This is a genomic window from Bacillus sp. FSL K6-6540, from assembly GCF_038007545.1.
In genome coordinates this window covers 3634003-3648356 of sequence record NZ_JBBOXH010000001.1, presented here as the reverse complement: position 1 = coordinate 3648356, position 14354 = coordinate 3634003, and the positions used below count along the sequence as shown (strand labels likewise).

At 45.5% G+C, this 14354-nt stretch carries 10 protein-coding genes and 1 pseudogene; 8 read left to right on the top strand and 3 right to left on the bottom strand.

Annotated elements, in window-relative coordinates; translation table 11 throughout:
• The first annotated feature begins 170 nt into the window (after window positions 1–170).
• Window positions 171–3623: a family 43 glycosylhydrolase gene (locus MHH82_RS16060; RefSeq protein WP_340966746.1), complete on the top strand. Its 3453-nt coding sequence runs from the start codon at window positions 171–173 to the stop codon at window positions 3621–3623.
• A 475-nt stretch (window positions 3624–4098) separates the two neighbouring features.
• On the opposite strand, the gene MHH82_RS16055 is transcribed toward MHH82_RS16060, so the two are convergent.
• The 3 genes and pseudogenes from MHH82_RS16055 to MHH82_RS16045 all read right to left on the bottom strand — a co-directional run bounded on the left by MHH82_RS16055 (window position 4099) and on the right by MHH82_RS16045 (window position 6428).
• Window positions 4099–5235, bottom strand: a complete 1137-nt coding sequence (locus tag MHH82_RS16055) for an alpha/beta hydrolase (RefSeq protein ID WP_340966743.1) — start codon at window positions 5233–5235, stop codon at window positions 4099–4101.
• Between the two features lie 53 nt (window positions 5236–5288).
• A complete protein-coding gene (locus MHH82_RS16050; RefSeq protein WP_340966742.1) occupies window positions 5289–5948 on the bottom strand; it encodes a TetR/AcrR family transcriptional regulator in 660 nt (219 codons plus the stop codon).
• A 170-nt stretch (window positions 5949–6118) separates the two neighbouring features.
• Window positions 6119–6428 (bottom strand): annotated as a pseudogene (locus MHH82_RS16045) (GlsB/YeaQ/YmgE family stress response membrane protein).
• Window positions 6429–6582: 154 nt separating this feature from the next.
• Here MHH82_RS16045 and MHH82_RS16040 point away from each other — a divergent pair.
• The 7 genes from MHH82_RS16040 to MHH82_RS16010 all read left to right on the top strand — a co-directional run bounded on the left by MHH82_RS16040 (window position 6583) and on the right by MHH82_RS16010 (window position 14335).
• Window positions 6583–7290 (top strand): response regulator transcription factor, encoded by a 708-nt coding sequence (locus MHH82_RS16040; protein ID WP_009589506.1) that lies wholly within the window; start codon window positions 6583–6585, stop codon window positions 7288–7290.
• A 71-nt stretch (window positions 7291–7361) separates the two neighbouring features.
• Window positions 7362–8714 (top strand): sensor histidine kinase, encoded by a 1353-nt coding sequence (locus MHH82_RS16035; RefSeq protein ID WP_340966740.1) that lies wholly within the window; start codon window positions 7362–7364, stop codon window positions 8712–8714.
• A gap of 113 nt (window positions 8715–8827) precedes the next feature.
• Window positions 8828–9547 carry a hypothetical protein gene (locus tag MHH82_RS16030; protein ID WP_260871322.1) on the top strand — a complete coding sequence of 240 codons (720 nt, stop codon included), beginning with the start codon at window positions 8828–8830 and terminating at the stop codon, window positions 9545–9547.
• A gap of 693 nt (window positions 9548–10240) precedes the next feature.
• Window positions 10241–10813: a TetR/AcrR family transcriptional regulator gene (locus MHH82_RS16025; RefSeq protein WP_145036459.1), complete on the top strand. Its 573-nt coding sequence runs from the start codon at window positions 10241–10243 to the stop codon at window positions 10811–10813.
• Between the two features lie 121 nt (window positions 10814–10934).
• The gene (locus MHH82_RS16020; protein ID WP_340966737.1) at window positions 10935–11567 is read left to right on the top strand and encodes an NAD(P)-dependent oxidoreductase; all 633 of its coding nucleotides are present in this window, start codon (window positions 10935–10937) and stop codon (window positions 11565–11567) included.
• Between the two features lie 68 nt (window positions 11568–11635).
• A complete protein-coding gene (locus tag MHH82_RS16015) occupies window positions 11636–12544 on the top strand; it encodes an oxidoreductase (RefSeq protein ID WP_015735372.1) in 909 nt (302 codons plus the stop codon).
• Between the two features lie 864 nt (window positions 12545–13408).
• On the top strand, window positions 13409–14335 hold the full coding sequence (locus MHH82_RS16010) for an NAD(P)-dependent alcohol dehydrogenase (protein WP_340966734.1): 927 nt from the start codon (window positions 13409–13411) through the stop codon (window positions 14333–14335).
• Window positions 14336–14354: the final 19 nt, after the last annotated feature.

Sequence of the window (14354 nt, the reverse complement as noted above, 5' to 3'; positions counted from 1 at the left end):
TTCCCGGCGATAACAATCAGACGTTGAGAGGGTTAAGTACAATCCGAAGGTCAAGACACCTTTTCTAAAACGGTTACCAAAACAATTTAAGATAGTACATTTTTTAAATTTTCTCTGCAAGTAGAATGAGGACATGGCTGAAAAAATCAATGACAGGGGGATGGATGAGGTTGAAAGCGGTTTTATGGGATAGGAAAAGATTCAGGTATTTGCTGTTTTGTCTCGCAGTGCTACTGATGCTGCCGCAATGGAACGGAGCGGCTATGGCGGCAGAGCAAACGCCAGATAGGGCGGATTTGGCATTCCGGAAGGAGGGAAAGGATGTGTCTGATTTCTACAATGTTATCATGCAGACAGGGGCCGACCCTTGGGTTTACAAGCATACGGACGGCTACTACTACAATGTCTTTGTCAATGCCAGCGGCATCATGATCCGCAGAGCGAAGACGATTACCGGCATTGATGCGGGCGAGAGAAGCCTAGCCTGGACACCGGTTAAAGGGTCCATGTACAGTTCCGATGTTTGGGCGCCTGAAATGCACTATCTCAGAGATAACGATGGCCTATTCAAATGGTATATTTACTTCGCAGCCGACGACGGAACCAATGCAAACCACCGCATGTACGTGCTGGAGAACGCCAGTGATAATCCGATGACGGGAACCTGGGAGTTCAAAGGGAAGATTACCGATTCCACCGATCGTTGGGCAATTGACGGCACTGTGCTGACTGTAAATGAGGATCACTATTTTATTTGGTCCGGCTGGGAGGAAACCGACGGAAGCTTTCAAAATTTATATATCGCAAAGATGAGCGATCCACGGACCATCAGTTCGGAACGGGTCCTGATTTCAACGCCTGAATATGACTGGGAAACTTCCCCGGGGAGGATCAATGAAGGGCCCGAGGTCACTGTAAAGGGCGACACCATCAATCTGATCTATTCGGCCAACGGAAGCTGGACAGACAGTTACTCCCTCGGGTTGATCTCGGCCAAGATTAGCGACGATTTAATGAACCCTGGCTCCTGGGTAAAGCGGGATAAGCCGATCTTTTCTAGCGCCAATGGTGTTTACGGCCCCGGCCACCATAGTATCGTCTCATCTCCTGATGGCGCGGAGAACTGGATTATTTACCATGCTGCCCGCTGGCCGGGGTCAGGCTGGACCCGCAAAGTCTATGCACAGAAATTCACTTGGAAAGACGACATGACGCCGAACCTGGGAGAGCCGGTAGATCCGAACATACCGATTGCCATACCTTCCGGCGAGCCGATGCGGAAGCGCTATGAAGCGGAGAATGCGTTGCTGGTGAAGGATCCGAATGGAGAAACTTCTCCGGCTGTCCTGCGGGAAAGCACCGCATCAGGCGGGATGAAAATCGCGGGTATCAAGAACGCCAATGATTATGCACAGTTTACAGTAAATGTGCCGGAGGCGGGATTCTATAACCTGTCCGTGCGCAATGCCAACGGCTCCCCCAATGCGGCGGATGCCTCCCATATATTGTCGGTGAACGGCAGCTCCGGTGCCAAATTGAACATCGTCTATTCTGGTCCGAATCGTTGGGGAGCCTCCACGGCGAAAGTCTTCCTTAAGGAAGGCGACAACATCATCCGCTTCTCGAAAGGGAGCAATCTGGCTGAGATCGACAGTATGGATCTATTTAAGTTGGATACATCGGAAATTTTATTTGAATCTCCGGGATTCACCCTGGGGTTGAACGAAACCCGCAGTTTGCCCCTGTATACGGTAACGGGAGCTACCTATACCGCTATCGATACAGGAGCTACCTTCAGTTCTTCCGACACGAAGGTAGCCGTTATTGATGAAGGGGATCAGATTAAAGCTGTCGGGGCGGGCAGTACGACAATTACCGCGACATATAATGGGAAAACAACAACGGCCGCGGTAACCGTAGTCGCAGAGCCCAGATCGGTGCAGTCACTTGTCATGAGCGGATTGGACAGCGTCCTGACCAGCGGACAGCGAAGCCGTCCATTGCAGGTAACTGCTCGCTATAACAACTATGAAATGAAGAATGTGACAACTGATGCTCAGTATACCAGCAGCGATCCCGGGGTGGCCCGGATTGATACTGTCTCGGTCACCCCATCGGTATACGCAGATAAACCGGGTACAGCTCTTATTACAGCCGAATACAACGGCAGCAAAACGGCAATCCATTTGACGGTGATCGAGGCTTCTGATGCGGTTCAGGTGGTTTCCGAAGTAAAGACTCCTTCCGGAGTGACTCCTGATCCGCCCAGCGTTGTGGATGTTGTCTATCATAGCGAGTCGATGACGGCTGAAGTTGTCAGCTGGAAGCCGGAGGGAATGGACTTCAGCTCTCTTGGTACGGTTCAGGTGCCAGTCATTCTGAAGGTGGATGGCCGAAATATTCCTTCCACTGTATCCGTAGAAGTTGTTGCAGGATGGGGCCTTGATGACATTGTGAATCAGCTCCGCAATAGACTGGCGAATTTCTCTTATCCGTTGGGCACTGGGTTAGGCAACTATAGCCAATCCAAGTATGACGCTTTTGTGGCCGAGGTGGATAAAGCGGAGGAGATGGCCTTCAACCCGGATCTGAGCAAAGAGCAGTTTGACGGGGAACTGGATAATCTCGCTCAGGCGGAAGAGGCTCTGTTAGCTTCGCTTAACCGCGTGCAGGATGGCGTTGTCTATAACGCTTACCGGGATTTCTCCGGCGATACGGTAGGCAAATACCCTTACGGTATCACCACCGAAGATCTGACCAATGGAGCTACCGCAACGGTAAAGGAAGAGGACGGGAATAAATTTCTTCGACTGACCACGACCGCTACCTCGGGCAAGGCAAACCTGTTCCTGCCATATACAGGCGAGGTAAAAGCGGAGGGGGATCAGCGCATCGTCATCGAATACCGCACCAGATTAAACAGCAGCTTCCAATACGCGAATGGCGCCATGATGAGAAACGACAGCGGTACCGGCAATTATTCAATGGTCACTGCTTTTGATACCGGTAAGTTTATTGTACAGAACAGTGGATCCAAAAAAGCAGTCCAAAACGTGTCCTACAATACATGGTACAAAATCAAAATGGTGGCCAACTGGGATAACAAAACCTACACCGTCTATCTCGACGATGTTCCGGTAGCTACGGATTACAATTTCCGCCATACAGGCGGCGACAAGCTGATCGGACAGAAATTCGGGATCGACGGATACGCCAATGCCTCCATCGATTTTGATGATTTCAAAGCTATGGTCATAGGAGGACCAAAGGCTGCGCCAGAGGGTCTTGGGAAAGTCGATGAAACAGCGGCTGGCGCCAATGATGGACGCATCACCGGGGTGAATGATTCCATGGAATGGTCTTCAGATCATGGCGGCACCTGGCTAAATGTAGAAGGTGATACACTTGCCAATCTGCCGACCGGAACGTACTGGGTTCGATACCGCGAAACGGACACACATAAAGCAAGTCCTTATGTGGAGTTCACTATTATGGCTTTTAATCAATCGATTCCTGTCACCGGTGTAAGACTGGACCAAACGATTGCGCAATTGTATACCAATTATGGGAGCTCCACTGTCCAGCTCACCGCACATGTAGAACCCGCTGAAGCATCTAAGTGATGGCCCGGCTGGGCGGCGCCCAGACCGAAAGGGGCTTGTTAGAAACCCGTTTTACGGAAGTGTTGTTCCGATTGATTTACCTAGACAAAACTCGAACGCTTTTTAACTAACGGAGCGTGAGTACATTGGTCAAACCTTTGATTTGATTCATCCTATCTTGGTTAGCTCTTCCCATTCGATGGTCCCATGCCTCTTCAGGAAGAAAGGTAAATGTTATAGTTGTCATGTATACACAAAAATAAATTTAATACAAAGGAGAAGCTTTGGATTGTAATCTCAATGTCTGTTAGAATTCAGCCAATTACTAACATCTTCAAGTGTGTTTTTCAACGCTGTAAACACCGCTTACCATCTCAAATAGAAAACAATCCCTGAAATATGAGAGAGAGCCGATAACCGGCGTAATAGGGTTATCGGCTCTGTGTCTGTACGACTAGCTCTTTGACATGCGTTTATCAGCAACCTCTCGGTTATGTCACTTGTTGCTGGTCTTCTTGATCAAGTCCACGCCATCGTATGCCAGACTTTCCACACTTGCAGCCTTCTGCAGTATGTAATGATCAAAAAAGTTCTTCGTGTAGTCTGTAACAAGATTTCGCATCTCCATAGCATCCCGTTCGCCTCTGAGTTCCTCATTAACACTGGTAAACACGATGTCGCAGTAATCTAAATGCGCAACACGATCAACAGAGAAATAATAGGTTTCCATGCTATTGTTAGCGCCAATTATCGCATTCATGTTATAGTTTGGTTCACAAAACAGTAGCAAGAAGGGTTTCTTAAGGTCGCTGCCCTGAAGGCCGAACGCACCGCTATCCAAGCCAATCCCGCAGGCGAACCGATCGTCGTCCCGGCAAACCATCGCCGTAGTAGGCCCTCCATAAGAATGTCCGACTATGCCCATGCCGATGTCAAGCAACAATCTGCCCTTAAAGATGGAATTCAGCTCTCCAGAGTCCAGTTTGTAAAGATAATCGGCTACATACCTTACATCTTCTGCCTGTAATTCGCTATACTTTGTTAACTTGGCAAGTATCGGCAGTGTGAGCACGTTTTGGCACATCTCAATGGCTGTTTCATCGTCAGGCCGCATCTCCATCTTACCAGCCAACGCCACCATTTCCGGATCTTCAGAAAACGCCATAATGACATCCGAAAAATCCTTTGATACATTAAACAGGCGCCCATCTTTACGCTTATACATCGTGCTATTCTGATGCCCGATGCTTACCACAACATATCCCAAGCTTGCCAAGTCAGTACAGATCACGGTACCCCATTCTGGAGAACCGCCCCCGCCGCAAACATAGAATAACACCGGATAGCGCTTTTCCTTCCCGGAGAGAGCAAGATCGTCGTAACACTGGGTCTTGATATCTATAGAGTAAGCATCCTTCAACGCAGTGAGAAGTGGCTGCTCATCAAGCATTTCGTAGACTTCTGGAAACATGTACGTTGATGTAGTCTTACCTTCGCTACTGTCGGACGGATAGTACACAAACGCCGTCAGTTCTCTTTTTGAATGATCTGATGCCGCATACTCAAAATCCATCTGGGTTCGACCGACAGCAGAGCTGCCAATTGGTTCCGGAAATGCGTCATAAGTTTTCATTTTCTTATTCCCCTTAATTAATAAAAGTGGCGAATGTGAAATACATATTACTTCTACTCCTTGGTTTTCTTGAGATCGCTAACCATTTCAGCATATTTATGATCTTCAAGCAGCCCATGACTCATAAAGTCAGCAAAATACTTGCTAATCTTATGTTGCAGCTTAGAGTCCTTAATATCGAATTCCCTAAAAAACATGACTAAATTAAACTGCATCGACTCAAACATAAAAGAAATCAGGTCGTCATCAATATCAGGTCGGAGATATCCATCAACCCTCATTCGGCGTAAAATATCCTTGATTAAGGGGAATGACTCGCCCTTTAGCACATTCAGATATATTTTAAGCAAAATGTTCTCAGGAATGTATAAAAGTGTTTCAGTGAGTTTGATTTCCAACTCGTTCAGCGGCTCGGTCACAATGCCATTTACGCTACCAAATAAGCCAGTAAGGAAAAACTGGAGGAGAGAATCTTCATTACTGTTATTAAAATACGCAGCTCTTTTCTGGGTCACATTACGTATTAAGAGACAATATAGGTCATCTTTGTCTTCAAAATACCGATAAAATGTTCCGGGGTGCATGGACAAACGATCCAAAACCATCTTCATAGTTATATCCTCGTAAAGATGATCAACAAAAAGATGCATAGCGCTATTAGATATTTCCTCACGCCTTGCTTCATCTAAACGAAAGAAAGTACTTTTTGGCATAGATTACTCCTTTATGTGAGTCGTGAATTGATTCACACTATATCGGCAATTCATTCACATGTCAAGCAGTGTAGAAATATTAATATCATAATAAAAGATTTATATGAAGTGAAAAGGACGGGACGAACGGTTACAGAGTGAAGTGTTCATCTTATGACCTGGCAGCATCTTTATAAAAAATATCTAATGAACGACGGTGTCGGTTTCCGCCTCTTTTTTGTTAACGTCTTCGGAAATGCTCCACCGCGTGCCAGAGCAAAGAAGATGAGCAGGGCAATAATCGAGCCAACGATGGCAGGAATAATATGAAATCCGCTAATCGCCGGTCCCCCTTGGTCCCAGCAATTCTGTTCCTAACCAGGAACCGATAAAACCCGCAATAATGTTACCAAGTACACCGCTCGGTACGTCCCGCCCAAACAAGTTGCCGCTTAACCAGCCAATAAGTCCACCAACAATGAGTACCCAGAGCAAATCCATGGATTGTTCTCCATTCTTCGGGTTTATTACTAGTTATGTTGGGCTCAGGGGAATATACCTCATCTTCCAGTTGGTGGAGGAATCTAAAGTGTCTGTGCTAAGATGAGGGTAAATTATGATTCAAGCTGGGGAACAAGGCTAGAAGGGGTGCACATTGAAGAAAATACTTGTCATTGACGATGAAGCCGCAATCAGAGATTTAATCGAGCTCGTACTGAGAAGAGAAAACTACGTCGTTCAAACGGCTGAAAACGGAAAAATAGCCCTGCAGCTGCTGGATGCTTTTGGGCCGGACCTTGTGGTGCTTGACTTGATGCTGCCTGACTGCTCCGGATATGACCTGTGCAAGGAAATCACCGGAAAACGTGCCGTTCCTGTGATCATGCTCTCTGCCAAAAATGAGGTAATCGACAAGGTGTTGGGACTAGAGCTAGGGGCGGAAGATTACATGACCAAACCCTTTGACAATCGCGAATTGCTCGCTCGGATCAAGGTGATTCTGAGAAGAAACGAGAGCAAGGAGGAATCAAGTGAAGGAACAGAAGTGAAATCTACACGCATCATTCATGAAGAGCTGACATTTGATCTCGAAAGCCGAAGGGTGCTGAAAAACGGTGTACCCGTGTCTTTAACGGCCAAAGAGTTTAAAATTCTGGAAACGTTACTCAAAAGGCCAGACAAAATCTTTACCCGGGATGAGCTGCTGCAGATCGGATGGGGATATGACTTTATGGGAGACAGTCGCAGTGTGGATATGACCATCATGCGATTACGGAAGAAGCTGGAGGATAACGCGGACGAACCGAAGTATGTCAGGACGATCTATGGATTTGGCTATCAACTTGGAGGTGGCGAGGCCTGAAGTATGCAACCCGGTTACTACTGAATTATTTATTTTTCTCCGTGCTGTCCTTTGGCATCATCATTTTTGCGGTGAATAAAGCCATCGATTACTACAGCTTCATTACCATTGAAAAACAGATGATGGAGAAGGCGGATCTGTCCGAGTTGTCCTTCCGTGAGGTGTTGGCACAGCATAGATCATCGACAGGAGAACCGCAGACAGAAGAAATCGTCAGACTTGCTCTGGAGAAGCTGAAAGCTTCAGGCAAGGAAGTACGTATCTATGATAGCTCCAAGCAGTTGCTGGGCTTGGCTGTGGATGGCATCATTATTAATGATGGCAAACCTCTTATTTTTGAAAAGAATATTGAGAAAGCCCTGAGCGGCAGTTACGCCTACACCGTAACGGAAGATCATCTGCTTTATTTTGCCACTCCCATTCAGGATCAATACTACCAAAACGCTTATGTGTATGAGTTCGTGGAGGACATTTCCTACTTTTATGCGATTATGGATCAAATCCGTTACATCCTGTTTGCAGGTGCAGGCGGATTTATTGTACTGATTACGTTATCCAGTCTGTGGATTGCCCGCAACACAACCAAGCCAATTAAGCTGTTGCTTGGGGCTGCGCAAAGTTTCTCTAGACAGGAGTTTCGGAGAGTTCATCTAAACCGGAAGGATGAGCTGGGCATGCTGGCAGATGGGCTGGATTCCATGGGGCGGCAGCTTCATGATTACATTCAGTACCAGAAACAATTTGTCTCCAACGTATCTCACGAGTTAAAAACACCATTGGCAGCCATTCGTGGTTTCTCTCAATACTTGGTTGAAGGGGAGAACGAGAACAAGGAGCTGCAAAAAATCTATGCTCATCTTCTGCAGGAATCGGATCGGCTGACGCGCTTGATTAATGAACTGTTGTCGCTATCCCGATTCGACAAGGCTGGTTCTAACGACCTGGAAGCCCGGAAGACGGAAATGAACGAACTGATTCAGCAAGTCGCAACGAGTATGGGTGCCAAGGCCAAAGATAAAGGAATCGAGATTATGTTCAGGGAGGCGGAAGCGGAACCGGAGGATAAGCCTATGACGAGAGTTCACGCCAACGTGAATCCAATGCTGATGTCCCATGCGATCGCCAACCTTGTGGACAATGCCATCAAATATTCAGGCAGTCCATCGCTAATCGAATTAAAGTTGGACCATACGCCAAGCGAGGTAGTTATAAGGATACGTGATCAAGGTATCGGTATCGCGGGCGATGAGCTGGAGAGAGTGCAGGAACGCTTTTACCGGGCGAAAAATGCAAGCACAGCGAGCGGTTCAGGTCTTGGACTTTCGATTTGCAAAGAGATTGTAGAGCGGTTTAATGGATATATCGACATGGAAAGTCAAATCGGGGAAGGAACGACCGTTACGATTGTGCTACCCCGTGCGTAAACACGCGCGAAAATAGTTAACGTTACAAGATTGATACAATTCTGTTATGAGACTAAAAAATGCTTTTTTTATAATCACTTCATAAGAAGAAATCACACATTTATGGAGGGGTCATGATGAAATTGATAAACAAAGCTACATCTGTTATCCTGCTGAGTATTTTACTAACGATGGCACTGACGGGCTGTCTGTCCAATGGTGCCAAGCCGCCAGAAGCGGCGCAGAACTCGGCTGAAAAAAACACGCCCGACGAACAGGCCAAAGGCGAAGGAGCATCCAATTCTACTGCGCCTGCTTCAGAAAATTCGGAAGGACAAAGTGCTGAAGCTATTAAGGAAGGTTCCATGGAGAAGGAAGGCAATGTGGTGCTGAAGGAGCTTGCTTTTGTCTATAATGAGCACACCATTGCGATTTCGGATACAGCGAATGAAGATCAGATGGAACAGATGCTGGGCAAACCGGATAACCTGAAATCTCATACGTACAGTGCTGGCGATGGAACAAACATGGATACGTTAATCGGTTTTACAGAAAAGGTTTATACGTATCCTGGTCTGGAGATTAAAACAATCAGTATACCGGAGGGGAAACAAGACTCCATCTTTCATATCGAAATTACAGATCCTAAGTACGCGACAGTGCGAAACATTAAAGCAGGAGATAGCCTGGATACACTCAAAAACGCCTACCCTGAGGGGAAACTGCTTGGTGATGGAGCCCCTAATGAGGAGGATGACTTCCGTTATGAGCCATCCAATTATGTGGATGTGATGTCGTTTCATATCAAGGATGCCAAGGTGGAGAGCATTCAGATCTACAGCCTTCTGGACTAATATTTAGTGATCGATGTTGGTAAGCATTCATACGATTCACCTTAAATACCTGCCCGGGAGGGGCAGGTATTTTCTCGTATTTTCTCGTTTATAGATCGTTTATAGAATGGTATCGAGCTGACAGGTTGTCTCTTAAATAACTTAGACATGGTACAATTTTGCCATACACAACTTTTATCCAAGTGATGAACATAAGATCCTTCAAAAAACAGTCGAGACATGGACAATGCATTATGCATTCATAAAGGTGATGTGATTAAAGAGTTAACGGAAATCCACGTTGTCTTCCGACGATGTCAAGGGACAACAAAATGGTCCGATTACCGGTTGATGAAGATCTAAACAGATCCGTATTTGTAGAGCTTACATTGAGATTAAAGAATTTGTACATACGGATAGCTTCTGCAGCCTATTCTTTTGGAATTATAAAATAAAGTATTTTCTTTGTGCTTAGGTTAAGATAAGTCCCCTGTTTAAGCACTAATGCTACCCGCGTACGTTCTTTAATTAGTAATTAGAAATGGAATATACTGATGAGGACGTACCCCAAGCGAAAGCGCGGGAGCGTCTTTTTATTGAACTAACGGGCAGGATACTTTAAGGTCATGCGAGGTGAACCGTATCACAAGTAGAGCGAATATTTAGCAATACCTTATTGTTGACAATAAATAAACGATCATTTATTATTGATTCATGAGATATAGAGATGATAACAAAGTCGAAGCAATATTTGACGCGACCGTACAGCTAATTAATGAAATCGGTTTCTCTGAAACGTCGATATCAAAAATTGCCAAAAGAGCGAATGTATCGGCAGCGACGATTTATATTTACCATGAGAACAAAGAGGATCTGCTCTACAAGACTTACTTGAAGATTAAAGGCAAGATGAGCGAGAAAATGTTTCAGGGAGTGGATCATACCCGAACAGTTTACGAACGATTTGAAGCTATCATCCGCAACTATGTTGATTTTATTCAATCGTACAAAGAATATTTTTTGTTTCTGGAGCAAATCATGAATTCGCCTTTGCCCCAGAAATGGTGCCTAGAGGATACGGCAAGTCAGTTTCAGCCGATCTTCGAGATGTTTGACGCTGGCATCCGACAAGGGATATTGAAGAAGGAGGATATTAACATGCTGGTTGTTTACTCCATCTTGCCAATAGCCGAATTGTTGAAAGCACATTTGAAGAACGGGAGCATATTGAATAGTAAACAATTAGATTCTGCCATCAAGATGAGTTGGGAAGCAATTAAGGCATGATCTATAATTCCCGAGTATAACAAAGTATTTTAGCGATGCCTGGCATCGCTTTTCTCTCCACTAATAATAAATGATCGTTCACTTATTAAGATGGAGAGAAGATTAAAGGAGGCAAAGAACAATGAAGTTTACCATCTTTGGAGCTAGCGGGGGTACGGGCTTACAGCTAATTGACCAAGCAATCAGCAAAGGACATACCGTAAAAGCCTTTGTACGTGCCGCAGATCGAATCCCGTTTACCCGGGAGGGATTAACAGTTGTAGAAGGCAATGTATTTAGTGAAGAGGATGTAGGATCGGCTGTTGAGGGGCAAGACGCGGTGTTTGTAGCTTTAGGAGCGACATCAAGAAGTCCTTCAGATCTATGCTTATGTGGGACTCGTTCCATTGTGAACGCGATGAGAAGGCATAAAGTAAAGAGACTTGTCGTTCTTACGGGATTTGGCACCAGCAGAGAAAGCAGGAATCAGCTCGGAATTGGGATGAGAATGATTGTAAAACTGGTTTCTTTAATAACGTTCCGAGAGTTTTACGATAAGGAAAGGCAGGATGGTATTGTGCGGAACAGTGGATTGGACTGGACTATCGTTCAGCCATCAAGGCTCACCAATGAGCCGGGCAAAGGGCGATATAAGCACGGTGCTTTTACTCCTTCCATGCTAGCTAAAATTTCTCGTGACGACGTGGCTAGATTCATGATCGATTCAGTCGAACATGCTCGTTACATCAAACAATCCTCGTTTATTCATGACTGACTGAAACAGCTTAGCATGTAGTAATGACCTAATTACATATAAAATATAAGCTTTCGGAGGAATAAATCATGAGACCAAACTGGACGCCTGACGATCTCCCAAACTTAATAGGAAAAACCGCTATCGTGACGGGAGGCAATAGCGGGGTAGGCTATTATACGGCATTAGAGCTAGCGAAGCACGGTGCCAAAGTGATCATTGGAAGCCGTGATCCTAGGCGCGGCGAAGAAGCAATCATAAAGATGAAACAAACGGCACCGAATATAGATGTAACAGTGGAACCATTAAACTTGGCTGATCTGAAGTCAGTTCGAAGCTTTGCCGACACGATCCAAGGGAAAGTGAAAGGAATAGACGTCCTTATAAACAACGCTGGGGTAATGGCCGTTTCCACTCGTGAACTGACGGCCGATGGTTTTGAAATGCACTTCGGAACCAATCATCTTGGACACTTCGCGTTGACGGGTCTGTTATTGCCGTTAATTGAAAAGAACCACGGTCGAATCGTTACAGTTAGCGCACAGTCAGCTCAAATGGGTGATATAAATTTTTCTGATTTAAAGATGGATAATAAATACAGACCAATGGCAGGATACAATCGCTCGAAACTTTCAAACCTACTGTTTGCCCGAGAATTAAATCGACGTGCGAAGAAGAAAGGTATCTCTTCTATAGCAGTACATCCTGGTACGAGTCCTACAGGAATCGGGAGAAACGTACCGAAGGGAACCAAAGCATTCGGACTGCTATTAATGAAAATATTCGGAACTCCTCCTGATCAATCATCTTGGCCATCACTTATTGCGGCGACGGATTCGACAATCACCGGAGATGTTTACGTAGGGCTAGGAATGAATCCTCTAAAGGCTAAGAAACCAAAGTTTGTAGATTTTCCCAAAAAGGCATTGGATGTGCAGCTTGCGGAAAAGCTTTGGTTACAATCCGAGAAGTTAACCGGAGTAGTTTATGACTTGTAAAAAACTACCGAAGATAGCTCCTTTTTTTCGCCGATAGACTGTTAAGATGAACCGTATCACATATGCCAGGGCATTACGCAAACGTAGAAACGATAGCTCAATGAAGACATATAGAGGCAGCCGGATTTTTGGTCGACAGCTTTTTCTGGGCTAACGGGCAGGGAATTCGTGTTGGGCGACAAAAACATAGTCCCATTGAAAGTCGCTATTTGTCGAAGGACACGAACATCGTTCCATTGGAAGTCGCTAATTTGGCGGCTTTTTTTGTGTTTTCTTATGTTTGAGAGGATAGGAGGTGATAAACATAGTAAAGCCGCAGAGGTGCAAGAGCACAACATACAATCAATCAAATTCGAGTCAACCTCGCACGGGGAAACGCCCATCGTGCTTTGGCGTTACTGTGGTCATTGCGACGCCAAGTTGAGGAAAAGGGCTTGGTGATGAACGGGGGCATTCGTATCTTCCTTGACGAAGGTTCGCCTGTCTACACTTTGCTGTTAGAAGTTAAGGTACAGAGCATAATGCCTAGTTATGTTGAAAAATTGTTAGCCGAGATTGAAACCGATCTACGTGACAGCGAAGGTGCATCCGAACGTCACAGCGGTCCGTATAACAACTCACTGATCGAACCACTTAGCGAGCGTGAATTAGAAGTTCTACACCTTATTGCCCATGGCCCATGGTCTTTCAAATCGTGTTGATAAACTTCAGGTCAAGTAGGCAGGCGGAACGAGGCTGTAGCACGCGTTCGTAAGCACCGTCTGTTGTAAACAGTTCCCCACAAATACAATACTTTAGTATCTATCTCGAACAGTGATGCGACCGATATACTTGGCTTAAGTTGTGGCCAAGGAGGTAACCCATTTGAAAGCGATGGTCTGCACTAAATACGGATCACCGGACGTTCTTGAACTGACAGAGGTTAACAAACCAGTTCCGATGGCGAACGAAGTACTGGTGAGGATTCGCGCAACGTCCGTAGCGGCAATGGATGTTCGAATTCGCAGCTCTGACTTTCCTCTATTGTTGTGGATCCCAATGCGATTTCTGCTCGGCTTCAGAAAAACCAAAATAACCATTTTAGGAGTAGAGTTGTCTGGAATCATTGAAGATGTAGGTAAAGACGTTAAACGATTCAAAAAGGGCGATGAGATTATGGCTTATCGAGGAATGAAATTCGGTACTTACGCCGAGTATACGTGTCTTCATGAAGACGGAATGGTAGTTATGAAACCCATAAATTCAACTTATGAAGAAGCAGCGGCCTTTGCCTTCGGTGGGCTTTCGGCCCTGTATTTCTTAAAAAAGTCGAACATTCAGAGTGGTCAAAGGGTTCTTATCTATGGAGCTTCTGGTGCAGTGGGCTCATCGGCAGTTCAGCTCGCTAAGCACTTTGGTACAGAGGTTACCGGTGTTACTAGCACTACAAATATAGACTTGGTGAAGTCGTTGGGAGCTGATCTGGTCGTTGATTACACCACAGAAAATTTCGTGAACAGAAATGAGCGATATGATGTTATCTTTGATGCCGTTGGGAAAATTTCAAAAGCGAGATCCTCTAAAGTCTTAGCTCCTAATGGAACCTATGTGTCCGTGGATGGTCAGGGCATAGCGAAAGTAAGCACCAAGGATTTGCACTTCCTCAAAGAGCTTATGGAAAAGGGAAAATTGAAATCAGTTATCGACAGATGTTACCCGTTGGAGCAGATCCCCGAGGCTCACAGATACGCAGAAACAGGACGCAAAAAGGGAAATGTGGCCATTACAGTAGGCGAGTGTCGGGTGACATAAACATAGTAACATTAGAAGC

What these genes read in the sequence shown, in the direction of transcription:
- MHH82_RS16050 (WP_340966742.1), bottom strand. Translation starts at nt 5,948, where the DNA reads ATGCCAAAAAGTACTTTCTTTCGTTTAGATGAAGCAAGGCGTGAGGAA.
- MHH82_RS16020 (WP_340966737.1), top strand. Translation starts at nt 10,935, where the DNA reads ATGAAGTTTACCATCTTTGGAGCTAGCGGGGGTACGGGCTTACAGCTA.
- MHH82_RS16015 (WP_015735372.1), top strand. Translation starts at nt 11,636, where the DNA reads ATGAGACCAAACTGGACGCCTGACGATCTCCCAAACTTAATAGGAAAA.
- MHH82_RS16055 (WP_340966743.1), bottom strand. Translation starts at nt 5,235, where the DNA reads ATGAAAACTTATGACGCATTTCCGGAACCAATTGGCAGCTCTGCTGTC.
- MHH82_RS16025 (WP_145036459.1), top strand. Translation starts at nt 10,241, where the DNA reads ATGAGATATAGAGATGATAACAAAGTCGAAGCAATATTTGACGCGACC.
- MHH82_RS16030 (WP_260871322.1), top strand. Translation starts at nt 8,828, where the DNA reads ATGATGAAATTGATAAACAAAGCTACATCTGTTATCCTGCTGAGTATT.